Here is a 25,680-nt window from a genome sequence, read left to right as displayed (position 1 = left end):
TCGATATCCACCACGCTCGCCAGGATAGTCCGATGATATGATCGCATCTGTGAGGCAGATCACGCTGGGTGGAGGCGGAGACCGGTTTCGTGTGAGTGTTGTCCGCTTCGGGTCGACTCTGGCCGCAGCGCGAACGATCGCTTTCGAGTAGAGGAATGTCTGGAAACCAGTGCGCTTGTTGGCACTGACGCACTTCCACCCGCAGCCAACACTACTGATTTCGGCGACTGCCGGCCGTTGACGCGCACCTTCGGTTTGAAGGAAGCTGCGCCGCCCGCGAGCCGGCGCGTTGCGCTTACCATGGAGACTGCCCGATGCCCGTACAGGAAAACACGCTCACCATCCCCGATCTCGCCGGCAAGGCCGTGCTGGTCACCGGCGGTTCGACCGGCATCGGAGCGGCGCTGGTCGCCGCCTATGCCGCCCAGAAATGCCGCGTCGGCCTGCATTACAATTCGAGCGCGGCCAAGGCGGAGGCGCTGGCGGCGGAAATCCAAGACAGGGGCGGTGAGGTCTTCCTGATCAAGGGCGATTTCTCCGTCTCGGCCGATGTCACGCGCGTGGTCGAGGAGACCGCGTCTCATTTCGGCGGCCTCGACGGCCTGGTGAACAATGCCGGCGGCATGCTCGGCCGCGTTCCCTATAGCGAGATGACCGATGCCCAGTACGACGCCGTCATGGACCTCAACGCCCGCTCCGTCGTCACCGCATGTCGCGTCGCCCTGCCATGGCTGAAGAAGAATGGCGGCTTCATCGTCAACACGACCTCGGTCGCTGCGCGCAATGGCGCGGGCGGCGGCGCCGGGCTCTACGGTTCGGCCAAGGCCTTCGTCTCCAACGTCACGCGCGGCCTCGCCAAGGAACTCGTCGGCGACAGGATCCGTGTGAACGCGGTGGCGCCGGGCCTCATCGCCACTCCGTTCCACGAGCGCTGGACGTCGCCGGAACAGATGAAGGCGCAGATCGCGACCATTCCGCTGGGTCGCGCCGGCACGGCAGAGGAATGCGTCGGCGCCTACCTGTTCCTCTCCTCCGATCTGCTCGCCGGCTACATCACCGGCCAGGTCATCGAGGTGAATGGCGGGCAGTTGATGCCGTGAAATCGGCTCGCGCGGCAATCTCTCCCGCCGGCTGGCGGGAGCCGCTTAGCTCGAGCGATGCGAAGACAACGGCAACGACGAGCATCGCCGCGACAAGCTTCGCTGCGACATCGCGAACCCCGTGATCGGCCCATTGAAACGTATGGCTGCCGCCGCGCTTCGACGCCGCAGCCAAATGGTTCGTGATCATCATCATCCACATATCCATGACACATCGCCTTTCTCGACCCGCGGAGACCGGCGCGGAACCGGGCGAGGCAATTTTCCTGCCTCGCCGGGTAGTCGACGCGGCTGCCGGCAAATCGACATCACCGAGAAAATTTCTTCCTTCAGGTGCGGAAGGTGCGGTTTGCGGAATTGCGCCACGAATTGTTAGGCTCGTTGTCGAATTCCGCCTCCGCCGGGCGACTAGGTGTGTCTCGACACCTATTCACGAGGGCAAACGATGAATTCACGAGGGCAAACGATGAAATACGCTTTGCTGGTATATCTCGAGGAAGCCAAGTTCGACGTCATGACGCAGCGCGAGCGGGACAGTTACGTCAACGCCTCGCTGGACCATGACGCAGAACTCAAGCGCAGCGGCCACCTCATCATGGCGCAGGCGCTCAAGACGCCGCCGCATGCGGTCAGCGTGCGGAAGCGCGACGGCAAGGTGAGCGTCACCGACGGGCCGTTCGCCGAAACCAAGGAACATCTCGGCGGCTTCGTGCTGATCGAGGCGCGCGACCTCAACGAGGCTATCAAAATCGCCAGCGATGATCCGCTGGCGCGGGTCGGCACCATTGAGGTGCGGCCGTTCGAGGAACTCACCTATATCGACATTTCGGAGGAGGCGGCGCGATGAAATATCTGTGTCTGGTGCATATAGACGGGGAAGCGATCGGGAAGCTCGACGAGGCGCAGGGCAAGGACCTTGATCGCCGCTCGATCGAATATGACGCGGCGCTCGAGCGCCGCGGCAAGTACATCACATCCGACGCCCTGCGAGGACCGGAAACGGCCAAGATCGTTCGCGCGAGGGGCGGCAAGGTGTCGACCACCGACGGGCCCTATGCCGAGACCAAGGAACATCTGGGCGGGTTCATCCTGATCGATGCGTCCGGCATGGACGAGGCGGTGGAAATCGCCGCCAACATTCCGGTGGGGCAGTACGGGACGATCGAGGTGCGGCCCATCATGCAGATCGACCTGGACCGGAAATGAACGAGGCGCGCGGCATCGAACGGACGGTGGAAGCCGTCTACCGTTCCGAGTCCCGCCGCGTGCTTGCCACGCTGATCCGCCTGCTCGGCGATTTCGATCTGGCTGAAGAAGCCTTGCACGATGCGTTCGCCTCGGCGTCGGAGCAATGGCGGCGAGACGGCGCGCCGGCCAATCCGCGCGCTTGGCTGGTCTCGGCCGGCCGGTTCAAGGCGATAGACCGCTTGCGCCGCCGCGCCCGCTTCGACGGCTCGCTGACCGAGCTTGCCGAACGGCTTGACGCCGAGAACCAGGATACCGCGACGCGGGAGGCGGAAGAGATTGAGGACGACCGCTTGCGGCTGATCTTCACCTGCTGCCATCCGGCGCTGCCGCCCGACGCCCAGCTTGCGCTGACGCTGCGCGAAGTCTGCGGCCTGACCACCGAGGAGATCGCGCGCGCCTTCCTCACCGCCGCGCCGACGCTGGCGCAGCGCATCGTGCGCGCCAAGACAAAGATCCGCGACGCCGGAATTCCTTACGAAGTGCCCTCGCTGGCCGATCTGCCGGACCGGCTGGATAGCGTTCTCCACACCATCTACCTGGTGTTCAACGAGGGCTATTCGGCGTCCTCCGGTGCTTCGCTCACCCGGCAAGATCTTTCGGGAGAGGCGATCCGGCTCGGACGGCTGCTGGTCGATTTACTGCCGGAGCCGGAAGCGATCGGGCTTGTGGCGCTGATGCTGCTGCAGGAGTCGCGCCGCGCCGCGCGGACATCTCCTTCCGGGGAACTGGTGCTGCTCGCCGACCAGGATCGCGCCCTGTGGAACAGGGAGCAGATCGAGGAAGGGACGGCGCTGCTCGAGCGCGCGCTGGCTTCGCGCCGCTTCGGCCCCTACACGCTGCAGGCGGCGATCGCTGCGGTTCACGCCAATGCGCCCGACGCGGCGGCGACCGACTGGGGCGAAATCGCCGGCCTCTACGACATATTGCTCAAGGCCGACTTGTCGCCGGTCATTGCCCTGAACCGCGCCGCGGCAGTAGCGATGCGCGACGGTCCGGCGGCGGGCCTCGAGCTTATCGACGCGATCTTCGCGCGCGACGAACTCCTGGATTATCATCTGGCGCATTCGGCGCGCGCCGATCTATGCCGGCGTCTCGGCAGAAGCGCCGATGCGCGCGCATCCTACGTGAAGGCACTGTCGCTTACCCATCAGGAGCCCGAGCGTCGCTTCATCGAGCGACGGCTGGCGGAACTGGGAGGATAGAACGCATCAGGGGCGCCGCGAGGCGCCCCTGATGCAAGGCCGTGGATGGCCGTCACACGATGATGACGACGATCTTGAGCGTGTCGGGCTCGACGATCACGATGCGGCCGTCGGCCAGAATGAAGTACAGATAGCCTTCGTATTCCGGCACGATCCGCACGATCCGAGGCGGCAGCGGATGAACCTCGATGGTTCTCGGCACTGCGACGCCCACATCGATGTCGAAATCGATGCGGTCGACCGCGACCGGCTCGACATCCACTTCCTGAACGACCTGCTTGATTTCGGTCTTCTGCTCGACCGTTACCTCGGCAGGCGCGATGGCGCCGGTCTCGGTCTCATCCTGGCTGTCGGCAGGCTGCTCGGTCTGGGCGGTGCCTTCCGTCTCGGCCTCGCCTTCGGGCTGCTCGGTTTGGGCAGTGCCTTCAGTAGGCTCTTCAGCAGGAGCTTCCGCCTGGCCTTCGGCTGGCTCTTCCGTGGTCGCTCCGGCCTGACCCTCGGTTTGGGTCTCGGTTCCAGTCGCGGCCTGACCTTCCGCCGGTTCCTCGGTGGTGGCCCCAGCCTGGCCTTCGGTTTCAGTCTCGGTGGTCGCACCGGCCTGGCCTTCAGGCGGCTTCTTTATCGTTGTTTCAGCCTGACCTTCCGCGGTCGCGCCGGCCTGGCCCTCCGCAGGCTGTTCCGTGGTGGCCCCAGCCTGGCCTTCCATCTGCGCGCCCCCCGCGCCCGGGCATTCGGAGCCGGGCGGGCATTCGGTCTGGGCGCCCGTCGAGGCGCCGGCTTGGCCTTCGTACTGGGTCTGTGCGAGAACTGCGCCGGGAGCGATCCCGAGGCCGAGAATAATCGCGCTTCTGACGATGATGCTTTTCATCAAAAGTCTCCTAGAAGTTCAACGTCCCGTCGAGGGTCAAAACACCTCCTCGTCCGCTTTGTTCCGAAATTCCTAATGCAAAGCCGGACTGCGAGAAGCCGCGGCCAAGAAAAAGCGCCGCCCCGGAGGCGGCGCTTTCAAGCTAAAAATGCGCCGATCGACCGGCTCAGAACAGCCCTTCGATCTGGCCCGTCTCGTTGAGGAAGATCTTCTCGGAGGAGGGTGTTTTGGGCAGGCCGGGCATGGTCATCACCTCGCCGCAGATCACCACGATGAAGCCGGCGCCGGCCGAGAGCCGCACTTCGCGCACCGGCACGGTATGGCCGGTCGGCGCGCCGCGCAGATTGGGGTCGGTGGAGAAGGAGTACTGCGTCTTGGCCATGCACACCGGCAGCTTGCCGTAGCCGGCGGCCTCCCACTGGTGCAACTGGTCGCGCACGCTCTTGTCGGCGATCGCCTCGTCGCCGCGATAGATGCGCTTGACGATGGTGTTGATCTTGTCGAACAGCTTCATGTCGTCCGGGTAGAGCGGCGCGAATTGCGAGCCGCCCGACTCGGCCAGCGACACCACCTTGTGGGCCAGATGCTCGATGCCTGCCGAGCCGTGCGCCCAGTGTTTGCACAGGATCGCTTCCTCGCCCATCGAGGCGACGAACTCCTTGACCGCCTGGATCTCGGCCTCGGTGTCGGAGTGGAAGTGGTTGATGGCGACCACCGCCGGCACGCCGAACTGCTTCACATTCTCGATGTGGCGGCCGAGATTGGCGCAGCCCTTCTTCACCGCCGCGACATTCTCCGCGCCGAGGTCTTCCTTCTTGACGCCGCCATTCATCTTGAGCGCCCGCACCGTGGCGACGATCACCGCCGCCGCCGGCTTCAGGCCGGCCTTGCGGCACTTGATGTCGAAGAATTTTTCCGCGCCGAGGTCGGCGCCGAAGCCGGCTTCCGTCACCACATAATCGGCGAGCTTCAGCGCCGTCGTGGTCGCCACCACCGAGTTGCAGCCATGCGCGATGTTGGCGAACGGGCCGCCATGCACGAAGGCCGGATTGTTCTCCAGCGTCTGCACCAGGTTGGGCTGCATGGCGTCCTTCAGGAGCACGGCCATCGCGCCGTCCGCCTTGAGGTCGCGGGCATAGACCGGCGTCTTGTCGCGGCGGTAGGCGACGATGATGTCGCCGAGGCGCTTTTCCAGGTCCTTCAGATCTGTCGCCAGGCACAGGATCGCCATCACCTCGGAGGCGACGGTGATGTCGAAGCCGGCCTCGCGCGGAAAGCCGTTGGCGACGCCGCCGAGCGAGCAGAGGATTTCGCGCAGCGCCCGGTCGTTCATGTCCATGACGCGCCGCCAGGCGACGCGGCGGATGTCGATGCCGAGATCGTTGCCCCAGTAGATGTGGTTGTCGATCAGCGCCGACAGCAGATTGTGGGCGGTGGTGATGGCGTGGAAATCGCCGGTGAAGTGGAGGTTCATGTCCTCCATCGGCACGACCTGGGCGTAGCCGCCGCCGGCCGCGCCGCCCTTGACGCCGAAATTGGGTCCGAGCGAGGCTTCGCGGATGCACACGATCGCCTTTTTGCCGATGCGGTTCAGGCCGTCGCCGAGGCCGACCGTCGTGGTCGTCTTGCCTTCGCCGGCCGGCGTCGGGTTGATCGCGGTGACCAGGATCAGCTTGCCGTCGCGGTTGCCCTTCACCGACCTGATGAAGTCGGCCGAGACCTTCGCCTTGTCGTGGCCGTAAGGCAGGAGGTGTTCGTGCGGAATGCCGATCTTGGCGCCGATCTCCTGGATCTGCTTCTTGTCGGCGCCGCGCGCGATCTCGATGTCGGATTTTACTTCGGCCATGGCGGTTCCCCCGGGCGTTGTGGTGAGGCTCGCGCCGCAGAGCGGCGCTTCTGTTGGGCGCATAGAAGCCCGACCGCTTGCTGCCGCGCCGTCTCAAAACAGTCGGAGAATGCGCGAAAAGCGACAGGGGACGGAGGGGAGTAGGGAGTGGGCAGTAGGCAGTAGGGGAATGGCGAATAGCGAACAGCACATTGCCTGCTGCCTATTGTCCACGCCCTTCTTTTCTCACCGATCCAGCACCGACCGGACCTCGACCAGGTTCGACCGCACCCTGAGGACGTAGAAGCCCATCGTGGTAAGGTGGGTTGGCATGATCCAGCCATCCTCGCGGCCGTTGGAAATGATGAAAGGCCGGATCGCGAGAGCGGCCTTGAGCTGTCCTTCGACGTTGTTCCACAGGGGGCCAAGTTCGCGCGAGTCGATGACCTGCCTGAAATCATGGCGGGCGGCGGTGAGGATGCCGTAATAACCGTAGAGCTGGCCGTAGGCGAACCAGAACCGGTCGTCGGCTCGCGTATCGAACCAGCCGCTGTTGTAGTTCTGCGAACGGTCCCTGATCATGTCCGAGGTCGAGCCTATGTCACTGGCGATGCGGTCGACGAACTGCACCAGATTGTCCGCCCGCGCATTGAATACCACTTCGCACTTCTGCAGCCGGTCGTTGAAGGCGCGCAGGCTGCGCGCGGCTGTGCGATAGAAGCTCGGCGTCGGCGTCTTCGGCCCGAACGGGCTGATGCCGAAATACCATGTCTCCTCGTCGAAGGTGATCGCACCGCGCGCGTCCTGCAGGTTCTGGTCTATCTGGCTGGTGCCGCGAACGCGGCCCAGCGTGTCCACCAGTTCCACGGAAGTCCGGCGGATCGCTTGATTGACCCCGCGCTGGAAGGAGGCCTTGTTGTCGAGGAACGGCGTGCGGTCCCAATCCATGCCGAAGAGCCCCAGCTTGTAGAGGATCATCGACGAAATCCAGGCATTCTGGTTGACGTTGAAGTCGATGAGATCGGCGGCCACCTGGGTGATTGCTGAGGTGGTGCAGGTCTTGACCTCGCCCTCGACGTCGGCGGCGCCCTCGACCGGCGCAGTGGCGGAAGGAGCGGGCTGCGCCGGGGCTTGCGTGAAATTATACGCTTCGGCGTAGGTCGGGTTGAAATTGGTCCAGACCTGGGTGTTCCAGATGAAATATCCGTAGAGGCCGATCAGCACCAGCAGCGCCAGGCCGAGCACCGCCTTCAGGATCCAGCCGCGCTGCGTGTACCAGCGCCCGGCCCACATGAACGGCCACAGGATGACGCCGATGACCAGCCCGATGCCGCGCCCGATCCATTGGAAAATCCGGGTGAAGAAGTTCACGATCGGATCAAGCATGCCACCCCCTCGGTCTTTTTAATCGGTCAGGCCGTAGAGGCGCGCCCGGAACGCCTCCTTGTCTTTCAGATATGTAGTTTTCAGCGTGTTCACAACATGGCGTCGCCATGCCTCGCCGAATTGCTCGTAATCCTTGTAGAAGCCCTGCTTGTTGAAGACGTAGCGAGACACGAAGTCGGCCGGCACGAAATCCGAGATCAGCCGGTTGGTCAGCCAGGCGTCGGGATGGTCGGGCTTGGCGCGCACCACCAGGAAGCGATGCTGCGGATTGACTTCGTTGATCTTCAACTGGCCGAGCTGCGCGATCTCGCGCTTGGCGGCGTTGAGGAAGGGGAAGGTGCCGTTCTTGTTGATGAGTTCGGCGTGGCTATGGATCCAGGTTTGCAGCCAGACGCGGTCGAACTTGCCGGGATCGACGTTCGGCTCGACATCACGGATCAGCGCGCCGATCGCCATTTCGGCGCGGTGCTCGAGATAGTTCGAACTCTCGATCCAGGACGCCCGCGGCAGCTCGATGCGCCCGGTCGAGGCGAGGAAACGGAACACGCGGTCGGCGTCGCGGATTGACAGATAGCTCACCTGCCAGGGCCGCGAGCGGCGGAAGCCGGGGGCTCCCGGATCGCTGACCACCGTCGTCATGTCCTTGTCGATGAAGACATAGAGCCCGCCGAAATGGCTGGTCCAGAAGGCGTTGTGGCGGAAGATCACCTGGTCCGGCACCAGCGCGTTCTCGCGGATGTCGCCCGTCACCTTGGCGAGTTCCACCATCCGCTCCAGCATCTTGTTGTCGCGCCAGGCGTCCGGCTCCTGCTTCAACCGGTCGACCAGCGTCGCAAGCTCGGAGGCCTTGCCGAGCACGTCCTCGGCCGACAGGACCCGGAACTCGACCTGGTTGATGGAAATCAGGTCCTCGATGTCCTCGACCCTGGAAACCGAATCCTCGATCTCGCCGTAGATCACGTCCTTGATGGTCAGCGCGTCGATGGCGCGCGAGTTTTTCGCGAAGAACTCGTAGACCAGCTGCGAGGTGTTGGAGAACGCCGTGTGCACCACCGGCAGGTCTGCCTGCGCCGGGGTCAGAATGATGAAGCGGCGGTTGACCTGGTTTGGGTCGAGATAGTGCGGGTCGCCCAGTTCCTCGGCAATCTGGGGCGAGAATCCCGTGCGGTCGATGTCGAATTTCTCGAGCTTGGTGGGCTTTAGCCCGAACGCCTTCAACGCCTTGTTGTAGCGCTCGATCAGATGCGGCTCCTCGACCGGCAGCAGCCGCCCGTAGATCAATTCGTTGGCGCGCAGGAGTTCCACTATTCCTTCTCCCCATTCACGGGGGAGGAAACAGGACTACGCATTCCACGTCCCCTTCGCCTTCAACTCCTCCATCTCGCGCGCGGCGCGCTCGCGCAGCCGGGCGTCGCGCAGCATCTTCGATACCGCCGCATCGTCGGAGCGGTCCGAATAGCGGAATTCGGAATCCGCGTAGCGGTTGATCTCCTGCATGACCATGTCCATCGAGAACGGTCCGCGCAGTTCCTCGATCATAGCTTTCTTCTCGTCATAGCCCTTGCGCATGAAGGCTTCCGGCTTTTCGAACCAGTCGTCGGGCAGCTCGATGTCCATCGCCCGCATCTTGATCGCGTCGGTGACGTTCTTGATGGCGCGGCCGGTGAAGCGCGGCTCTGCCTCCTTGATCATGTGCAGGTAGGCGCCGACATCGGCCATGGTCTTGGGTTCGCCGTTCTCCTTCATGAAGCGCTCATAGACCCTCGCCAGCCCGTCCTCCTGCGGCTTGGAATGTGCCTCGTACGCATCCTCCACCGCGCGTTGAATCTCCTGCGCCGCGTAGAGGTCGTGGTCGCCGAGATCAATCTTGTGGTTCTTGCCCGCCAGCAGGACGAAAATGTCTATGTAGTCCTCGCGCGTCTGCGGTCCGTCGACCATCCAGCGAGCGCCGGCGCGCTGGCGCAGCGCATCGTCGACGTTTTCGGGATGGTTGGAGAACATGCCGAAGGAGCAATTGCCGCGAACGACGGTCGACGCGCCGCCAAAACTCTCCATCAAAACGCCGGTGATTTCCTGCTGGCCGGCCGACGCGCGGTCGTCGGAGCGCTTGGCCGCGACCTGGTCGATGTCGTCGATGGTGCCGAAGCCGATGGCGCGCGGGTTCAGCACATTGTTGATGAACTGCTTGCAGCTCTGGCCGGACTTGCCCTGATAGGACGAGATCTGGTCGACGCCGAAATTCTCGTAGACGAACGGATAGCCGGCGACCTGGCAGTAGCCGTGCACAAGTCCGGCGATCATCTGGATCAGCGTCGTCTTGCCGGTGCCCGGCGCCCCGTCGCCGATGAAGGTGAACAGGAAGCCGCCGAGCTCGACGAAAGGGTTCAGCTCGCGGTCGAAATCGTAGGCCATCAGCATCTTGGAGAGTTTTACGGCCTGGTATTTGGCGATGTGGTTGCCGACGACCTCCTCGGGCTTCTTGAAGGTCATCACCAGCGGCTTCGACTTCTTGCCCGGCGCGACATCGAAGCCATCCACTGTGAAATCGTCGCTCTCGATGCGGATATGCGCGTTCTCGAAAACACCAAGCCCATCGAAGCGGTTCTTGCGCGTCAACAGCCCCTCGATCGCGATACGGGCGAAAGCGCGGGCGCGCGTCATCAGGTCGGCGTCGTCCTTTGCGCCGGTGATCGCCCGATCGAGGCCGGCGATCAGCGATTTCAGCGCGTCCTGCGGCGTGTCGAAAAGGAAGTCCGGCTCCTTGATATCGTTGGGCGGCTCCCCGTCGCCGTCGATCAACTGCGCCAGGTAGGATGCGAAGCTGAATGCCGAAACATAGGCCGACGCCGAGAGCAGCTTCTTGAACTGCGCGGCCTCATCGCCTTCGAGCGGCGCGCGTGCATTCTTGGCCTGCAGGCTTTCGAGGTCGTTGCCGCGCGCAAACACTTCGGCAATGGCGAGCGCCACCGACAGGCCGCGCCGGGCGCGATAGAGCAAGGCGTGCTGGCCGATCGTCATGAGCTGGTCGCCGGGCCGGACCGCGGCGACGGTCTTCGACAGCTCGATCTCGCGGGTTTTGCGCACCGAACCGGCCGAAACCGTGGAAACGAAACGCCGCCCGGTGCCGGCGAGAGCGGTGCCGGACTGTCCGCTCCCATCCTCCAGCACGACGATGCGTGTGATCATCGACTGTGCGGTGGGGCGATGCTTCTCAATGTCCGCTTCGGGAATCGTGGTCAGGCCGGTGTCCATGAAGGGTCCCTAACTTGATTGGTCGCAACGCCGATCTGGCCGCAAAAACTCACACATCTGAAATCACCCGGCCCTTTGACAGGATGTGGACCTTGTAGCCGAGAAAAATCTTCTGCGCCTCGCCCGCGGCGTAGAGCGCCTGGTAGGCCTCGTGCGGAACCAGCGCGTGCTTCTGATAACTCGACACGCCCTGGCGGGCGGCTTCGAGATCGTCGGTGTTGATGTAGAATTCCTCGGTCGCCGGCTCGCTCGACCACAGGCCCTTGCGCCCCGGCCGCTCGCCCTTCGAGTAGATCTCCTGGATCGTCCAGGTCAGCAGCCAGGCGTTTTCCTGTTTGCGCACCTTGGAGAGCACGTCGGCCACCGCCGAATTGTGCTCGGTGATGCCGGCCGAATAGAACGGCCCGAGCACCACGCGCCGGAGCTGCTTGGGATGCAGTTCGGGAAAATCCTTGTCGAGATTGGAAGCGATGGTCGCCGGCGACAGCGTATAGGCCGAGTTCTTCTCGGTGAAATCGTCGAAGCGGTGGGCAAGCTCGGGATTGAGCAGCCCGTCGACGGGCAGCGGGATCTCGACTTTCTCGCTAAGCTTGCCGTCGCTGCCGACCAGTTGCTTGACCATCGCCTCGGACGAATCCTCGACCGTGGCCATATAAATCAGCGGCAGGTTGGCCGTGCCGTCGAACGACGCCCAATGCACGAGGTAATACGGCCGGAAGGTTTTTGGATTGACCGATACCTTTGCCGTCTGCGCCAGCAGGAATGGCCCGAACACGACGCCGTCCTTGACGTCTTCCAGATAGAGCCGCTCGGCCATCGATTTCTGGAGGGCCGACGGGAACTCCTTGTGGCGCAGGATGAAGTCGGCCATCTCGACACGCAGTTCGCCGGGTTCGGGTATGCCGGCCAGGCGCTTCGCGGCCGTGCGGCGGTCGTTCTCGAGCTCCAGTATATTCTGGTAGACCGGAAAGCCGCTTTCGGCGCGCGAGATCCTGAATTTGTCCATGAAGCCCAGCCGGTTTTCCCAGCAGGCAAAGGATTTTTCCAGGCGCGCAATGTATTCGGCGACCACCTTGGCGACGATGCCATGCCGGTAGAGCGGCGAGCGGTCGTCGCGCATGAAGATTTCCAGCCCCGAGAGCGCGGCGCGAATGGCCTCGAAATAGCGGGCGGCTGGGTCAGAGGAGGTCATTCTGCAAATTCGTCCGATAGTCCCTTTGCCGCTAGGGCTGTACATAATCCGACGCGTTGTGCTTCCTCAGCACCTCCTCGAAGCGTCGCGCGAACGCATCGTCGGCGAGCTTCTTGCGGCGTTGTATGTCGGCGGTCGCGACCATGTTCTTCTCGTGCAGTTCGAGCAGGTCGCCGATGTGCTTCTGCGCCGCCGCGCCGATGCCGGCCATGGTCTCTTCTGCGGTGTTGTCGACCTGGCTGCCCAGCGTGTTGATCTTGTGGGCGACGTCCTGCTGCGCGGCCGTCTTCAAACTGTCCTCCAAAGCCTTGTAGAGCACGATACGCTGTTCGGTATCGATGGTCAGCTTGTTGATCAGAGTGTTCTGCGCGGCGATCTGGTTATTCAGCGAATCCACGAAGGTCTGGAACATGGAGGTGTAGCGCTCCAGCGTCTGGCTTTCGGCCAGAAGCTCCTGCTCCTTCGCCTGCCTCTCATTGTATTCCGTCGCGAGCTTGGAGCGCTCGCCCTCGAGCTGGGTGCGCTCGGTCTGGCTCGTGGAAGCCGCGATCCTGTTCTCGATGTCGAGCAGCATCGGGTTCAACTCCTCGATGCGCTTCTGCACCGAGGTCAGGTTCCCAATGGTCGCCTTGCGGCGCTCGATGACCTGCGCAAGGCTCGCTTCGGAGGTGGCGTAGCGCTGCTCCAGAACCTGCTTTTGCGCCTTCAGTATGCCGACGATGGTGTCGGACTTCGACAGCAGTTCCTGCAGGTTTCCGGCCAGCGACATGTTGCGGACGCGGTCGGTGCGCATGCGCTGCTTGGATCCGTCCGAGAAGATGCCGACGAAGGTTTCCCACCCGGTAAAACTCTTCATGTTCTCGAACTCGGTGCCGAAAACATTTGTGGCGTCTTCCAGCCCGATGATCAGGTCGGCGATGTTGCCTTCCATCACCTTCTGCTGCTTCAGAACATCTTCGATGCGGGCGTTTTCGATGTCGAAATCGGCCTGACCGATCTTCTGGTCGGTCCTTGCAAATTTTTCCAGCACCACGGCCGATTGATCGATCTTGGAGCGCATCTCCTCGACGACCTGCTTTGTCTTGGCAATTTCGGCATCGAAATTCTGCAGTGTCGCCATAGTGGTCCCTCCAGCCTCGGCTTCAGATCGTCGGGCGAATATAGGCAGCACGCATGGCGATTGAAAGACGGGAAGAAAAGGGCGCATCGGGATTTGCCGACCGCGCGTTCGCCCGCCGTCGCGCAGCGAACAGGAGTTTGTCGCCTATGGAAAAGTCGGCGGCGTCGCCTGCGCGGTCATCGCGCTTGAAACCGCGCCAAAATGGTGTTTGGCTGCCGTAACTCGAGCGGTAGAAGAAAACGCAATTTCCGCTTTGCCGACAGATCACAATGGGAGAATACAGATGTCGCGTATGAAAACATTCGCCGCAGCGCTCGGCCTGACGGCGATGCTCTGGTCGGGCGCAGCCCTTGCCGCCGATCCGGAAAGCTGCAAGCAGGTCCGCTTCGCCGATGTCGGCTGGACTGACATCACCGCCACCACAGCGACGGCCAGCGTCATCCTCGAGGCGCTCGGCTACGAGCCGGACGTGCAGGTGCTTTCGGTGCCTGTCACCTATACGTCGCTCGCCAACAAGGACGTCGATGTATTCCTCGGCAACTGGATGCCGACCATGGAAGCAGACATCAAGCCCTATCTCGAAGCCAAGACGGTCGAGACGATCGTCACCAATCTCGAAGGCGCGAAATACACGCTCGCCGTGCCGCAGCACACTTATGACGCCGGTCTCAAGAGCTTCGAGGACATCGCCAAGTTCAAGGACAAGCTCGACGGCAAGATCTACGGCATCGAAGCCGGCAATGATGGCAACCGGCTGATCCTCGACATGATCGACGCCGACAAGTTCGGCCTCAAGGGTTTCGAGCTCGTCGAAAGCTCGGAGGCCGGCATGCTGTCGGCGGTACAGAAGGCGGCGTCGTCTGGCGAGGACGTGGTCTTCCTCGGCTGGGAGCCGCATCCGATGAACGCCAACATCGAGATGGCCTACCTGTCGGGCGGTGATGAGGTATTCGGTCCGAATTTCGGCGGCGCCACCGTCCACACCAACGTGCGCGCGGGCTACACCACCGAATGCCCGAATGTCGGCGCGCTGCTCAAGAATATGGTTTTCTCGCTCGAGATGGAAAACGAGATCATGGGCGCGATTCTCAATGACGGCGCCGACCCGAAGGACGCCGCCACCGCCTGGCTGAAGGCCAATCCGGACGCGGTCACGCCCTGGCTGGAGGGTGTGACGACTTTCGACGGCGGCGATGCTGCCGCGGCCGTGAAGGCGGCGCTCGAAAGCTGAGAATTTAACGACCGGCGCGAACAGCAAGAAAGCTGCACGCTGACAATCCCCTCTCCCCGTTCTGAGCTTGTCGAAGGATCACGGGGAGGGGGTAAGGGTGAGGGACGGCGCAACCGTCTCCAAATTGAGAGGGTGCATGGATCCGATTTCCGCTTTTTTCGCCAGCTTCAAGATTCCGGTCGGCCGCTGGGGCAAGGCCTTCTTCGATTTCCTGACCACCAATTTCGAATGGTTCTTCGATTCCATCGCCGACGCGCTGACCGTCGTGCTCGACGGGCTGGTCGATTTTCTGCTGATGATCCCGCCGGTTCTGCTCGTGGCGGCCATCGCCGCGCTTGCCTGGTATCTGCAGCGCTCCTGGAAGCTTGCGCTCGGCGTCGCTATCGGCCTGCTCTTCATCGTCAACCAGAATCTCTGGAAGGAAACCGTCGAAACGCTGGTGCTGGTCGTGGCCGCCGCCGCCGCCTCCATGGCGATCGGCGTGCCGATCGGCATATGGGCAGCCCATAGCGCGCGCGCCTACCGATATCTGCAGCCAGTGCTCGACCTGATGCAGACCATGCCGACCTTCGTCTATCTGATCCCGGTGCTCATCCTGTTCGGCCTGGGCATCGCGCCCGGCCTCATCGTCACTGTCATCTTTGCAGCGCCCGCGCCGATCCGCCTCACCTATCTCGGCATCACCTCGGTGCCCAGGCCGATGATCGAGGCCGGCGAAGCGTTCGGCGCCACCAAGCGCCAGCTTCTGTGGAAGGTCGAGCTGCCGGCGGCACTCCCCACCATCATGGCCGGGCTCACTCAGTGCATCATGCTGTGCCTCTCAATGGTGGTCATCGCGGCGCTGATCGGCGCGAACGGCCTCGGCAAGCCGGTGGTGCGGGCGCTGAACTCTGTCAACATCCCGCTTGGGCTGGAAGCCGGCCTCGCCATCGTGGTGCTCGCCATCATCCTCGACCGGATGAGCCGCATCGGCGCGGGAGACGCCAAATGAAGCCCGCCGTCGAGTTCCGCGACGTTGACATCGTCTTCGGCGATGACAAGGAGCGCGCGCTGGCGATGATCGACCGCGGCGCGACCCGCCAGGAGATACTGGAGAAGACCGGCACCGTGCTCGGCTGCGCCGGCGCCGGACTCACCGTCAACGAGGGCGAGATCTCCGTCCTGATGGGCCTCTCCGGCTCGGGCAAGTCGACTTTGCTGCGCGCCGTCAACGGCCTCAACAAGGTCGCTCGCGGCCAGGTGATCGTGCATGACGGCGAGTGGTCGGCCGATGTCGTCTCCTGCGGCGACGACCAGCTCCGGAAAATCCGCCGCGAATGCGTCGCCATGGTGTTCCAACAGTTCGCGCTGTTGCCCTGGCGCACCGTCGCTGAAAATGTCGGCTTCGGCCTGGAGCTTTCCGGCGTGCCGGAAGCCGAGCGCAAGGCGCGCGTCGAGCAGCAGCTCAAGCTCGTCGGCCTCGACCAGTGGGCGCAGAAATACGCCCATGAGCTTTCCGGCGGCATGCAGCAGCGCGTCGGGCTTGCCCGCGCCTTCGCCACCGAAGCGCCGATCCTTCTGATGGACGAGCCGTTCTCCGCGCTCGACCCGCTGATCCGCACGAAGCTGCAGGACGAGCTGCTGCAGCTTCAGACGACCTTGAAGAAGACCATCATCTTCGTCTCCCACGACCTGGAGGAGGCGCTGAAGATCGGCAACACCATCACCATCATGGAAGGCGGCCGCATCGTCCAGACCGGCGCTCCGGAAGACATCGTTCTCAAGCCGGCCAACGACTATGTTCGCGACTTCATCGCCAATGTGAACCCGCTTTCGGTGCTCACCGCCTGGAACGTGATGCGCGACCGCCGCGACCTCGAGCCGGCGGGCGAGGGCGGCTGGATCTGGCTCGACCGGCGCCAGACCACGCGCTTCAGGATCGATACGGACGGGCTGGTTGCGGCGGCCGAGCGTGATGGCCGGCCAGCGGTGTGGGTCTCGTGCGACGACATTGAGCGCGTGCCCGACGACGCTCCCCATGTCTTCTGGGCCAAGCCCGGCACGACGCTGAAGACGGTGATGCTCGCCATGCACCGCTCGCAGACCGCGCCTGTTGCGATCTTCGACGAAAGCTCCCGCTTCATCGGCTCCATCGGGGTGCGGGACGTGCTGAGCGCAGTGCTGAGGCGGTAGCTGCCTAGCAGAACCTGGGTTCCTTGTCCCCATGGGGCGAAAGCAGCGATGCAGCTCTCTTCTCCCCCGCAGGAAGATGAGGGGCGGCGCCGGCATCGCAGAAGAAATCAGCATCGGACCAGAACGATCGCCGCACTTGAACTCCTCGGCCTCCCGGTCCACCCTCCGCACATGCCCGACTTCCTCTTCACCGGCCCCCACGACGCCAAAACCGCCATTCTCCTCGCCCACGGCGCGGGCGCACCGATGGATTCGGCCTGGATGAATGCATTCGCCGACCGTCTCGCGGCAAAAGACATCCGCGTCGCCCGTTTCGAATTTTCCTACATGGCCGCCCGCCGCACGGGCGAGGGGCGAAAGCCGCCGCCGCGCGCAGAGACGCTGCTTGGCGAATACCGAGCCGCCGCCGATGCAATCGGGGCGGGGACGAAACTGTTCATCGGCGGCAAGTCGATGGGCGGACGCGTGGCGAGCATGGTCGCCGACGCGCTCTATGCGGAGAAGAAGATCGCCGGCCTCGTCTGCCTGGGTTACCCGTTCCACCCGCCGGGCAGTCCGGAAAAGCTGCGCACCGCCCATCTCGAAAAGCTCGTTGCACCGACGCTGATCTGCCAAGGCGAGCGCGACCCGTTCGGCACTCGCGATGAGGTTGCTGGCTACAAGCTGTCCCCGGCGATCACGCTTCACTGGCTGGAAGACGGCGATCACGATTTGAAGCCGCGGAAGGACTCCAGGGCGACGGGAAAGGGCAATCTCGACGCGGCGGCGGAGCGGATCGTGGGATGGGTGGCAGCCGGTTGACGGGCGAATACTGACCCTCTCCGGAGTTCAGACGCCGGCAGGCGCGGTCGTTCGGAGTGGGGAGGCACAAAGGCTTTGTCCTCTCCCATGCTACCTGGCGAACTTCCGCGCGCCGGCGACGCACAGGATGACGGCGACGGTCACCACAAGCATCGCCGGCGTCACCGGCTCGCTGAGCAGCATCGCGGCGATCGCCAGTCCGAAAAAAGGCTGCAGGAGCTGCAACTGACCCACGGCTGCGATGCCTCCTTGCGCGAGGCCGCGATACCAGAACACGAAGCCAACCAACATGCTGAACACCGAGACATAGGCGAGGCCGATCCAGGCGGGGGATTCGATACCGGAGAACGACGGCGGCATGTAAGCCCATGCCAGCCCGCTCATGATCGGCAGCGACAGCGCCAACGCCCAGGAGATGACCTGCCAGCCGCCGAGCGTTCGGGACAGCCTCGCGCCCTCGGCATAACCCAGCCCGCAAGCGATGATTGCCGCAAGCATCAGCGCATCGCCGATACCCGATGCGGCGAGCCCTTGCGACATGGCGAAGCCCGCCACCAGCGCACTACCGAGCACGGAGAATAGCCAGAATGCAGGCTTCGGCCGCTCGCTTCCGAGAACGACGCCGAAGATCGCCGTCGCCAGCGGCAGCAAGCCGATAAAAACGATCGAATGCGCGGACGTCACGTGCTGCAGCGCCAATGCAGTCAACAAGGGAAAGCCGACTACGACACCGAGCGCGACGACCGCCAGGGAGGCGATGTCGCGGCGGGTGGGACGCTTTTGCCTGAATGCAATCAGCAGGGCGAGCGCCAGCGCACCGGCGATCGCCGCCCGCGCCACGGTCAGGAAAACGGGGTCGAACTGCATCACGGCAACACGCGTGGCGGGAAGCGACCCGCTGAAGATCACCACGCCGATGAAACCGTTGATCCACCCGGCCGCTGTCCGGTCCATGTTCCGATCCTTCGATTTGGCCCGCATGTCTCGCACTCGATGCGGTCTGGGGCGGGGCCCTCGTCGAAAGAGCAACGCCGCCGCACGGGGGTGTGCGAATTCTTATCGGCTCCGGCGGCTGGCGCAGCCAGTAACGGTTCAGTACAATTCTGCCAAACTGTTATGCTCGAAGGTGCAGTACGGATGGAAGAACAGGCAGCGGCAGGCACCCGTGTCGATATGGTCATGGCGGCGATCCGCCAGCGTATCGCCGGACGCAGCCTGACGGTCGGTGCGAGGCTGCCCTCGATCCGGAAATTCGCCGCGGCGCTGAAGGTTTCGCCTTCGACCGTCGTTGATGCTTACGAACGCCTGGCTGCGGAGGGAGCGATCCGCTCACGGCCAGGCTCCGGATTCTACGTCGCTGACCAGGGAACTCCGCTGTCGCTCTCGGAGATCGGTCCCAAGGTCGACCGTGCGGTCGACCCCTTCTGGGTCTCGCGGCAGTCGTTGGAATCAAGCGACGGCGTCCTTAAGCCCGGTTGCGGCTGGCTTCCGTCGTCATGGCTGCCGGAGGAAGGCATCAGGAAGGCGCTTCGCTCGCTCTCGCGGGCCGACGGCCCGGTCCTTGCCGACTACGGCTCGCCATTGGGCCTGCCGCCACTGCGCCAGTTCCTGGCGCGGCGCATGGTCGAGCGAGGCATCGGCTGCCCGCCCGACCAGATCATGCTGACGGAATCCGGGACGCAGGCACTGGATCTTCTGTGCCGTTTCCTGCTCGATGCCGGCGACACGGTGCTCGTCGACGACCCCTGCTACTTCAACTTCCAGGCTCTGCTTCGCGCCCACCGTGCAAAGATCGTCAGCGTGCCCTACACGCCATCCGGCCCGGACATCGAGTTGTTCGGACAGGCGCTCGCCGAGCATCGTCCGCGGCTCTACATCACCAACTCCGCGATTCACAATCCGACCGGCGCGACCCTCTCGCCCGCGGTGGCGCACAAGGTGCTCAAGCTCGCGGAACAATTCGGGCTGACCATAATCGAAGACGATCTTTTCGCCGATTTCGAGCGCTTGCCCGCGCCGCGTCTTGCGGCTTTCGACGGGCTCGACCGTGTCGTCCTGATCGGCAGCTTCTCCAAGACGATTTCGGCGTCGGTGCGATGCGGGTTCGTGGCTGCGCGCCCGGAATGGATCGAAGCGCTCATCGATCTGAAGATCGCCACCTCGTTCGGCGGCGGACGGCTGGGCGCCGAACTGGTCCTGGCCGTGTTGAGCGATGGCGGCTACCGAAAGCACATGGAGGCGCTGCGCAGCCGTCTGGCCGGGGCCATGTCCAATGTCGCGGCCAGGCTGAAAGCCATCGGGATCGAACCTTGGCTCGTCCCTGAGGCCGGCATGTTTTTATGGTGCCGCCTTCCGGATCACGTCGATGCGGCGGACCTTGCCCGGGCGGCGCTTGCCGAGAACGTGGTTCTGGCGCCGGGCAATGTATTCAGCGCGTCGCAGTCCGCAGGCGATTTCATGCGTTTCAACGTTTCCCAGACGCTGGACGAGCGCATATTCGAGGTGCTGCGGAGGTCCCTCAAGCACGCCCGCAAGTCCGGTTCGTGAGCAAAGCCGCAGGAAACTCACGCCTTCCTGGCTCGTACTATTCGGATTGCGGAATCTGGTTGGTTTGGCGGCGGAATGCTGTCGCGAAGAACGTGCGGTCCGTCGTCAGTTTAAGCACACTGGCCAGCAAGGCGGTGACCAGCACGGCAAAGACCAGACGAGCAAGGCAAACACTGACGAAGTCTGCGCCCAGAGCGACGACGAGCAAGGTGTCCTCAATGATGGAGTGGGCAAAGCCCATGAAGACACAGGCGAGAAATACCTGCCGCGGCTCGACCCGCCCCGATCTGGCCTCCTGAATGAGCAGGCCGCCGCCGTATGAAATCCCCAGGAGAAGCCCAATCGTTGCGAACGGCACTGTCTGCGCATCGAGGCCGGACAACCGGAACAGCGGCGCCAAGGCTCCATGAAGCCAGCCGAGGATGCCGGCGATTTTCAGCAACTCCATGACCCAACTCAGACCGAGCAAAACGACAAGCATTGTCGCCAGGGTTTCGATCGTACCGATGGCGAATTCCATCCAGTCCCCGGCCTCGGCCGTCGGCGTCCATGCCGGGTCCAGCGGTGCAGCCAGCCATCCGGTCGCGGCGAACAGCTGATGGAGCAGCACGGCGAATACCATACCGCCGGCAATCCGAAGCACTGAGGTCAGGATAAAGCCTGGTCCGGCTTTCTGGATGATGCGTTGTTCAATCGGAATGGCGTGCGCGACGAGGATGAGCGCCGAAAATACCGTCATGTCAGCCACGGTCAACGCCGACGCCGGCGCCAAGGTGAAGACTATGGCGACTGCGCCCCACAGACCGACCAGCAGCCCGGTCAGCCACGCCAGAGCCAGTTCGGGCGGCAGCCCGAAGATACCCATGACCGGGGCCAGGAAGGGTGACACCGCCCGGATGACTCCCAACTCGGTTAGGACTTGCGTCAGGACCGTGATCGGCACGATGATGCGCGCGAGTTCCCAAAAAATCTCCAACGTTTCCAGCGTTTTGCGGTAAAGCGCCTGGTGTATCGACATGGCGGAGCCTCCTTGTATCGCCAATTGGATAGGCCGGAGACGGCGAGGGTTGTGGTCAAAAATTGCGGGTAGATGCAATAATATTGCAAACTGGGGTGCGGACGGAGCGGATGTGATGGATCGACTCGACAAGAGACTGCTCAATCTGTTGCAGATCGACGCCTCGCGCACGAATGCCAGCCTCGCCGAAGAAGTGGGACTTTCGGCGTCGACCTGCTTGCGGCGCATTGCGAGGCTCAAGATGGCGGGCGTCGTCGATCGGGTTGTCGCAATTCTCAACCCGTCCAAAGTCGGCCACGGATTGAAGGCGATCGTGACCGTTGAACTGGAGCGCCACGGCGAGCAGCAGACACGCCGCTTTCTTGACCTGGCCAGCGCCGAACCCGCGGTGATTCAAGCCTACAGCGTAAGTGGGCAAACGGATGCGATTTTGATGTTGCGTCTATCGGACATGGCGGAGTTTGATGCGCTTTGCGAGCGGCTCTTCCGGGATCAAGCCAATGTCGCCCGGTACTATACGTCGTTTGTAATCCGGACTGCGAAAGAGACGACTGCAATTCAGCTGACATAGATCGGAGTGAAAGAAGACGGCTTCTGGGGTGCGAGGCTGACTTCGAATCCATCGCAGCCCCATGCGTCGAATTGGACCTCGCCGATCAGTTGTGCAAAACTTCGGGCAAAGTGCCGTCAGCGCCTGAATGTCCATGCCCGCCACCGTAACCGTCCCCCGCACCAGCACCCGGCTGAAGACCGAGCGGCCGAAGCTGCATAAAGTCATCCTGCTCAACGACGATTTCACGCCGCGCGAATTCGTCGTGACGGTGCTGAAGGCCGAGTTCCGCATGAGCGAGGATCAGGCGCACCGGGTGATGATCACGGCGCATCGGCGCGGCGCCTGCGTCGTCGCCGTCTTCACCAAGGACGTCGCCGAGACCAAGGCGACCCGCGCCACCGACGCCGGCAAGGCCATGGGCTACCCGCTGATGTTCACGACCGAGCCCGAGGAATAGGCGCTTGATCCTCCCTGTTTACGGGTGAGGGGGACCGCCGAAGTGGAGGGGGCGGGCGCGCTCCAGACCCGCCCGTGGATAGAATCCACCCCCGTTTCGGCCCGAATGAAGAAAGATCGCTTTGGGAACAATGGGATGTACGATTCTTGAAGAATCTTCACCCTCCTGTTTGTTCACACATCCGGCCGCTCCCTCATACTCAGTCCCGGCAGCTTGCTGGTGGGGACGGGTGTACACGACCGGCATCCAGGCAAGTGTGGCGCCGGAGACGATACCCGCTGGGTCGCGCGGGTCTCTCCGGCCCCGGGTCGCGCCTGTGCGCCCGCGCTCTATTCCCAGGCATACCGGGGTAGGGCGATGGGCCGGACGGCGATCAGGGGAGAAAACGCCGGCGGCGCATGGCAGCGCGTCAACTAATTAAATTGATTAGGCGTCGTTGCCATGCGCCGCTCCCCACATTTTTCAGAAGCCAGACGCGAAAGCGGGCGTGGCGACGGAGAAGCGCGCCTCTTCCTTCTGCCCTTGTGGGAGAAGGTGCCTGAACGAAGTGAAGGCGGATGAGGGGTGTTGGAAGAAATGAGATGGAGGAAATGGAACTCACCCAATGTCGATGTCCAGCCAATCACCGGCCTCGATCTTCGTCCAACACCCCTCATCCGACCTCGCTCCGCTCGGCCACCTTCTCCCACAAGGGGAGAAGGAAAGGATGTCCGACCACCGGCCTCTCAACGGAACCCGCGACCGCCCGCCTTCGTTGCCCCAACAACCAGTCAGCAAAGGAGGCGACAATGGCCGACGAGACCCACAAACTGCAGAAGGATCCGCCGGAAGGTTCGCGCAAGGTGATCGAGCGCGAACTCGAGCGGCAGGAGCACAACCGCGACAGGGAAGGCCCGGTCGAAGAAGGAGACAAGCGGCGCAAAGACATCCAGGACCGCAAGCGGCGCGGCGAATCCGCTACCGGCTAGTCGAGCTCGGGCCGCTCGAAATCGCCGGTGTCGCGGTTCATTACCCAGAGTTCGCCGCCCGAAATGTCGAACCAGGCGCCCGACAGCGTCAGGCGGCCCTTGTCCTCCAGGATCTTCACGCAGGGAAAGGTTCGGAGATTTGCGATCGAATAGCGGATCGAGATGCGCTCCAAGGCAGTCTGGCGCTCGCCGGTCGTCATCATCGTGTTTTGCGAGACGACCTCGGCTGCGGGCGCGACAAGGCTCATCCACTTGCCGATGAAGTCACCGGGCGACAGCGGGGCCGCTCCCGGATCAAGCGCCGCGCGGATGCCGCCGCATCGGCCGTGGCCCATCACCACGATGTTCTTGACCTTCAGGCTCTGCACGGCGAATTCGAGCGCGGCCGAGGTCGAGTGGTATTCGCCGTCCGGTTCGTAGGGCGGCACAAGATTGGCGACGTTGCGGACCACGAAGAGTTCGCCGGGGCCGGTGTCGAAGATCGCCTCGGGCGCGGCGCGGGAGTCGCAGCAGGCGATCACCATGGTTTCGGGTTCCTGCCCGTCGCGCGCCAGAGCCCGGTAACGGCTACTCTCGACCTGGTAGCGCCCGGTCATGAAACTGCGATAACCCGCAAGCAGGCGTTCCGGCAGATAGGTCATAGGAAAGGCACTAGCGCGGATTGCGGGCGCGATCAACGGCCTTCGCGGTACCACATCGAGCCGAGCGCCAGAAGCAGCAGGGCGAGCCCGAAGAAGCCGCCGAAAAGCGGCACCCGGCTGACCGACTTCAGCAGGCTGTCGTTGGTGGTCTTGAGCCCGATCCAGTCGCGGCCCGCCGCATCGGCCGAACCGCGGACCGGAACGATGCCGGGTAGCGACTGGCCGGTCAGCGAGGCGAGCCGCCGCACCGAGCCGCCGCTTTCCTCGGCCGCCGGCCGCAGCACCTCTTCGGTCGAAACCGTGTCGGCGAATTCCGGCGCGTTGACGGGTCCGATATGAGCAAGTGCGGTCAGGTCGCCATTGGCCACCTGATAGAGGCCGATCTCGTTGGTCTCGACGCTGCCCGAAAAGATGCCGGGCTCGGCGGCCGTCAGCGGCACGTCCAACGCCTTGCCCGAGGGCGTGATGACCTTCGCCGGGCCGGGGTCGTCGCTCATGGTCTGGCGGCGTATGTCGAGCACCATGCCTCGGCCGCCGGCGGTCAGGCGCTCTTCCTCGAGGTCGGGCTCCTTCATCAGCCAATGCGCTATGCGCCGGTAGAGCGATACGTGCGGACCGCCGCCCTCGAAGCCTCGCGCCCAGAGCCAGCCCTGGTCGGACAGGAACATGCCGACGCGGCCCTCGCCCTTGCGGTCGAGCAGAAGCAGCGGCCGTTCGCCGGCGCCCTTCATCACCACCTCGCCCTCCGGCTGCTCGATGCCGACCAGCCGGAACCAGCGGCTCCATTTGGGCGGCTCGGCGGCCGAGCCGTCGAGACCACGGGTGACAGGATGGCGCTGTCCGGTTTCGGTCAGGCGCGGATAGAACGCCTCTTCCACGACATCGCCGGTCGGCATCGCCGGCAGTGCGGACATCAACGGGGTGCGGGCGATCGACTGTTCGCCGGCATATTCGGGTCCGGCGGCGATGAGCAGCGCGCCTCCCCGTTCGACATATTCGGCGATGTAGTCGTAGTAGAGGATCGGCAGCACGTCGCGGTGCTGGTAGCGGTCGAAGATGATCAGGTCGAAATCGTGGATTTTTTCCACGAAAAGCTCGCGGGTCGGGAAGGCGATCAGCGACAATTCGTTGATCGGCGTGCCGTCCTGCTTTTCCGGAGGCCGCAAAATGGTGAAGTGCACTAGGTCGACCGAGGCGTCGGACTTCAGGAGATTGCGCCAGGTGCGCTCGCCGGCATGCGGTTCGCCGGAGACAAGAAGCACGCGCAAGTTCTCGCGGATGCCATCTATGATGGCGATGGCGCGGTTGTTGGTGTCGGTCAGTTCGCCTTCGACAGGGTCGATCGCCAGTTCGACGATGTTGCGCCCGGCGCTTGGGATCGTCACCTGCAGCGGCGTCTCCTGGCCGATATTGGCGCGCTCGACCGAAACCAGCTGTCCGTTGATGGAGACGCGGACATCGACGGAGCCGCGTTCGTTGCCGGTGGCGATGACGCGGTAGCTCATATCGAGTGGCTTGTCGACGATGCCGAAGCGCGGCGCTTTCTCGAAGCGGATGCGCCGGTCGCGCTCGCCCTCGTCGCCGGTGATCAAAGCGTGCAGCGGCGCGTCGAAACCGGGGGCTGCCTGCGGTGCGTCGTGGACCTGGCCGTCGGTGACCATGATGGCGCCGGCGATGCGCGAGGGTGGCACGTCGCGGAACGCGCTTTCCAGCGCGCCGAACAAACGGGTTTCAGTGCGCTCGTCGGCGGCGTCGGCCCGGCCGGCCTCGACGACACGCACGTCGAACTGCTTGAAGCGTGCCAATCGCTCCTGCAGCCCGGCGACGGCTTGCGTGGTCTGCTCGTTGCGATTGCCGATCTCCTGGCTCTGGCTGCGGTCGACGACCAGGGCGACCACGCTCTGCAGCGGCTCGCGCTCCTCATCGAGCAGCACCGGGTTCAAGAGTGCTGCGATCAGCGCCAGCAGGGCTGCAAAGCGGAACAGCGCGCCGCGCTGGCGGAACCACAGGCCGGCAAGCGCCATCAGCGTGATCGGAACCAGCACTGCCGCCAACAGCGGCCAGGAAAGGAGCGGTTCGAAGGCGATGGAGTAGTTCAT

Annotated in this window: 23 protein-coding genes; 12 read left to right on the top strand and 11 right to left on the bottom strand. The window is 63.7% G+C overall.

Annotated features, from left to right (window positions below):
- Positions 1-314 precede the first annotated feature (314 nt).
- The 4 genes from ABVK50_RS20145 to ABVK50_RS20130 all read left to right on the top strand — a co-directional run bounded on the left by ABVK50_RS20145 (position 315) and on the right by ABVK50_RS20130 (position 3,550).
- The gene (locus tag ABVK50_RS20145; protein WP_353644896.1) at positions 315-1,100 is read left to right on the top strand and encodes an SDR family oxidoreductase; all 786 of its coding nucleotides are present in this window, start codon (positions 315-317) and stop codon (positions 1,098-1,100) included.
- Between the two features lie 514 nt (positions 1,101-1,614).
- Positions 1,615-1,947, top strand: a complete 333-nt coding sequence (locus ABVK50_RS20140; protein WP_353645866.1) for a YciI family protein — start codon at positions 1,615-1,617, stop codon at positions 1,945-1,947.
- Entirely contained in the window at positions 1,944-2,306 is a 363-nt protein-coding gene (locus tag ABVK50_RS20135; protein ID WP_353644897.1) for a YciI family protein, read from the top strand. The genes ABVK50_RS20140 and ABVK50_RS20135 overlap by 4 nt, the downstream gene beginning before the upstream one ends.
- Before the next feature lie 14 nt (positions 2,307-2,320).
- Positions 2,321-3,550 carry an RNA polymerase sigma factor gene (locus ABVK50_RS20130; protein WP_353645867.1) on the top strand — a complete coding sequence of 410 codons (1,230 nt, stop codon included), beginning with the start codon at positions 2,321-2,323 and terminating at the stop codon, positions 3,548-3,550.
- A gap of 52 nt (positions 3,551-3,602) precedes the next feature.
- Here the strand turns inward: ABVK50_RS20130 and ABVK50_RS20125 are convergent, their stop codons facing one another.
- The 7 genes from ABVK50_RS20125 to ABVK50_RS20095 all read right to left on the bottom strand — a co-directional run bounded on the left by ABVK50_RS20125 (position 3,603) and on the right by ABVK50_RS20095 (position 13,193).
- On the bottom strand, positions 3,603-4,418 hold the full coding sequence (locus ABVK50_RS20125; RefSeq protein ID WP_353644898.1) for a DUF1236 domain-containing protein: 816 nt from the start codon (positions 4,416-4,418) through the stop codon (positions 3,603-3,605).
- Between the two features lie 166 nt (positions 4,419-4,584).
- Positions 4,585-6,264: a formate--tetrahydrofolate ligase gene (locus ABVK50_RS20120; RefSeq protein ID WP_353644899.1), complete on the bottom strand. Its 1,680-nt coding sequence runs from the start codon at positions 6,262-6,264 to the stop codon at positions 4,585-4,587.
- Positions 6,265-6,489: 225 nt separating this feature from the next.
- Positions 6,490-7,629, bottom strand: a complete 1,140-nt coding sequence (locus ABVK50_RS20115; RefSeq protein ID WP_353644900.1) for a DUF2333 family protein — start codon at positions 7,627-7,629, stop codon at positions 6,490-6,492.
- An 18-nt stretch (positions 7,630-7,647) separates the two neighbouring features.
- The gene (locus ABVK50_RS20110; protein WP_353644901.1) at positions 7,648-8,934 is read right to left on the bottom strand and encodes a DUF6638 family protein; all 1,287 of its coding nucleotides are present in this window, start codon (positions 8,932-8,934) and stop codon (positions 7,648-7,650) included.
- Between the two features lie 36 nt (positions 8,935-8,970).
- Positions 8,971-10,881, bottom strand: coding sequence for an AAA family ATPase (locus ABVK50_RS20105; RefSeq protein WP_353644902.1), 1,911 nt, complete (start codon positions 10,879-10,881; stop codon positions 8,971-8,973).
- A 49-nt stretch (positions 10,882-10,930) separates the two neighbouring features.
- Positions 10,931-12,073 carry a hypothetical protein gene (locus ABVK50_RS20100; protein ID WP_353644903.1) on the bottom strand — a complete coding sequence of 381 codons (1,143 nt, stop codon included), beginning with the start codon at positions 12,071-12,073 and terminating at the stop codon, positions 10,931-10,933.
- Positions 12,074-12,104: 31 nt separating this feature from the next.
- Entirely contained in the window at positions 12,105-13,193 is a 1,089-nt protein-coding gene (locus ABVK50_RS20095) for a hypothetical protein (protein ID WP_353644904.1), read from the bottom strand.
- A 283-nt stretch (positions 13,194-13,476) separates the two neighbouring features.
- Here ABVK50_RS20095 and ABVK50_RS20090 point away from each other — a divergent pair, with 283 nt between their 5' ends.
- The 4 genes from ABVK50_RS20090 (at position 13,477) to ABVK50_RS20075 (ending at position 17,397) form a co-directional block, all read left to right on the top strand.
- Entirely contained in the window at positions 13,477-14,424 is a 948-nt protein-coding gene (locus ABVK50_RS20090) for a choline ABC transporter substrate-binding protein (RefSeq protein WP_353644905.1), read from the top strand.
- 136 nt (positions 14,425-14,560) lie between these two features.
- Positions 14,561-15,415, top strand: coding sequence for a choline ABC transporter permease subunit (gene choW, locus ABVK50_RS20085; RefSeq protein WP_353644906.1), 855 nt, complete (start codon positions 14,561-14,563; stop codon positions 15,413-15,415).
- A complete protein-coding gene (gene choV, locus ABVK50_RS20080) occupies positions 15,412-16,596 on the top strand; it encodes a choline ABC transporter ATP-binding protein (protein WP_353644907.1) in 1,185 nt (394 codons plus the stop codon). Before choW ends, choV begins: the two co-directional genes overlap by 4 nt.
- A gap of 171 nt (positions 16,597-16,767) precedes the next feature.
- Positions 16,768-17,397: an alpha/beta family hydrolase gene (locus ABVK50_RS20075; RefSeq protein ID WP_353644908.1), complete on the top strand. Its 630-nt coding sequence runs from the start codon at positions 16,768-16,770 to the stop codon at positions 17,395-17,397.
- Between the two features lie 90 nt (positions 17,398-17,487).
- Here ABVK50_RS20075 and ABVK50_RS20070 read toward each other — a convergent pair whose 3' ends face one another.
- Positions 17,488-18,351, bottom strand: coding sequence for a DMT family transporter (locus ABVK50_RS20070; RefSeq protein WP_353644909.1), 864 nt, complete (start codon positions 18,349-18,351; stop codon positions 17,488-17,490).
- A 162-nt stretch (positions 18,352-18,513) separates the two neighbouring features.
- Between ABVK50_RS20070 and ABVK50_RS20065 the strand changes: the two genes are divergently transcribed.
- Entirely contained in the window at positions 18,514-19,944 is a 1,431-nt protein-coding gene (locus tag ABVK50_RS20065; protein WP_353644910.1) for a PLP-dependent aminotransferase family protein, read from the top strand.
- A gap of 37 nt (positions 19,945-19,981) precedes the next feature.
- Here the strand turns inward: ABVK50_RS20065 and ABVK50_RS20060 are convergent, their stop codons facing one another.
- Positions 19,982-20,962, bottom strand: a complete 981-nt coding sequence (locus ABVK50_RS20060) for a nucleoside recognition domain-containing protein (RefSeq protein ID WP_353645868.1) — start codon at positions 20,960-20,962, stop codon at positions 19,982-19,984.
- 115 nt (positions 20,963-21,077) lie between these two features.
- Here ABVK50_RS20060 and ABVK50_RS20055 point away from each other — a divergent pair, with 115 nt between their 5' ends.
- The 3 genes from ABVK50_RS20055 (at position 21,078) to ABVK50_RS20045 (ending at position 22,940) form a co-directional block, all read left to right on the top strand.
- Entirely contained in the window at positions 21,078-21,533 is a 456-nt protein-coding gene (locus tag ABVK50_RS20055) for an Lrp/AsnC family transcriptional regulator (RefSeq protein ID WP_353644911.1), read from the top strand.
- 133 nt (positions 21,534-21,666) lie between these two features.
- On the top strand, positions 21,667-21,972 hold the full coding sequence (clpS, locus tag ABVK50_RS20050; protein ID WP_353644912.1) for an ATP-dependent Clp protease adapter ClpS: 306 nt from the start codon (positions 21,667-21,669) through the stop codon (positions 21,970-21,972).
- Positions 21,973-22,760: 788 nt separating this feature from the next.
- A complete protein-coding gene (locus ABVK50_RS20045) occupies positions 22,761-22,940 on the top strand; it encodes a hypothetical protein (RefSeq protein WP_353644913.1) in 180 nt (59 codons plus the stop codon).
- On the opposite strand, the gene ABVK50_RS20040 is transcribed toward ABVK50_RS20045, so the two are convergent.
- Together ABVK50_RS20040 and ABVK50_RS20035 are read right to left on the bottom strand one after the other, a co-directional pair.
- The gene (locus ABVK50_RS20040) at positions 22,937-23,581 is read right to left on the bottom strand and encodes a carbonic anhydrase (RefSeq protein ID WP_353644914.1); all 645 of its coding nucleotides are present in this window, start codon (positions 23,579-23,581) and stop codon (positions 22,937-22,939) included. The two genes, ABVK50_RS20045 and ABVK50_RS20040, sit on opposite strands and share 4 nt — an antisense overlap.
- Positions 23,582-23,613: 32 nt before the next feature.
- Positions 23,614-25,680 (bottom strand): hypothetical protein, encoded by a 2,067-nt coding sequence (locus tag ABVK50_RS20035; RefSeq protein ID WP_353644915.1) that lies wholly within the window; start codon positions 25,678-25,680, stop codon positions 23,614-23,616.

It is taken from the genome of Mesorhizobium sp. WSM2240, assembly GCF_040438645.1.
Classification (GTDB): domain Bacteria; phylum Pseudomonadota; class Alphaproteobacteria; order Rhizobiales; family Rhizobiaceae; genus Allomesorhizobium.
This window is presented reverse-complemented; position numbering and strand designations above follow the sequence as displayed.

Excerpts from the sequence above, each read along its gene's own strand:
- ABVK50_RS20095 (WP_353644904.1), bottom strand. The coding sequence starts at position 13,193 with ATGGCGACACTGCAGAATTTCGATGCCGAAATTGCCAAGACAAAGCAG.
- choW (WP_353644906.1), top strand. The coding sequence starts at position 14,561 with ATGGATCCGATTTCCGCTTTTTTCGCCAGCTTCAAGATTCCGGTCGGC.
- ABVK50_RS20100 (WP_353644903.1), bottom strand. The coding sequence starts at position 12,073 with ATGACCTCCTCTGACCCAGCCGCCCGCTATTTCGAGGCCATTCGCGCC.
- ABVK50_RS20075 (WP_353644908.1), top strand. The coding sequence starts at position 16,768 with ATGCCCGACTTCCTCTTCACCGGCCCCCACGACGCCAAAACCGCCATT.
- clpS (WP_353644912.1), top strand. The coding sequence starts at position 21,667 with ATGCCCGCCACCGTAACCGTCCCCCGCACCAGCACCCGGCTGAAGACC.
- ABVK50_RS20070 (WP_353644909.1), bottom strand. The coding sequence starts at position 18,351 with ATGGACCGGACAGCGGCCGGGTGGATCAACGGTTTCATCGGCGTGGTG.
- ABVK50_RS20055 (WP_353644911.1), top strand. The coding sequence starts at position 21,078 with ATGGATCGACTCGACAAGAGACTGCTCAATCTGTTGCAGATCGACGCC.
- ABVK50_RS20090 (WP_353644905.1), top strand. The coding sequence starts at position 13,477 with ATGTCGCGTATGAAAACATTCGCCGCAGCGCTCGGCCTGACGGCGATG.
- ABVK50_RS20040 (WP_353644914.1), bottom strand. The coding sequence starts at position 23,581 with ATGACCTATCTGCCGGAACGCCTGCTTGCGGGTTATCGCAGTTTCATG.
- ABVK50_RS20135 (WP_353644897.1), top strand. The coding sequence starts at position 1,944 with ATGAAATATCTGTGTCTGGTGCATATAGACGGGGAAGCGATCGGGAAG.
- ABVK50_RS20120 (WP_353644899.1), bottom strand. The coding sequence starts at position 6,264 with ATGGCCGAAGTAAAATCCGACATCGAGATCGCGCGCGGCGCCGACAAG.
- choV (WP_353644907.1), top strand. The coding sequence starts at position 15,412 with ATGAAGCCCGCCGTCGAGTTCCGCGACGTTGACATCGTCTTCGGCGAT.
- ABVK50_RS20145 (WP_353644896.1), top strand. The coding sequence starts at position 315 with ATGCCCGTACAGGAAAACACGCTCACCATCCCCGATCTCGCCGGCAAG.
- ABVK50_RS20065 (WP_353644910.1), top strand. The coding sequence starts at position 18,514 with ATGCTCGAAGGTGCAGTACGGATGGAAGAACAGGCAGCGGCAGGCACC.
- ABVK50_RS20035 (WP_353644915.1), bottom strand. The coding sequence starts at position 25,680 with ATGAACTACTCCATCGCCTTCGAACCGCTCCTTTCCTGGCCGCTGTTG.
- ABVK50_RS20105 (WP_353644902.1), bottom strand. The coding sequence starts at position 10,881 with ATGGACACCGGCCTGACCACGATTCCCGAAGCGGACATTGAGAAGCAT.
- ABVK50_RS20060 (WP_353645868.1), bottom strand. The coding sequence starts at position 20,962 with ATGTCGATACACCAGGCGCTTTACCGCAAAACGCTGGAAACGTTGGAG.
- ABVK50_RS20140 (WP_353645866.1), top strand. The coding sequence starts at position 1,615 with ATGACGCAGCGCGAGCGGGACAGTTACGTCAACGCCTCGCTGGACCAT.
- ABVK50_RS20115 (WP_353644900.1), bottom strand. The coding sequence starts at position 7,629 with ATGCTTGATCCGATCGTGAACTTCTTCACCCGGATTTTCCAATGGATC.
- ABVK50_RS20125 (WP_353644898.1), bottom strand. The coding sequence starts at position 4,418 with ATGAAAAGCATCATCGTCAGAAGCGCGATTATTCTCGGCCTCGGGATC.
- ABVK50_RS20045 (WP_353644913.1), top strand. The coding sequence starts at position 22,761 with ATGGCCGACGAGACCCACAAACTGCAGAAGGATCCGCCGGAAGGTTCG.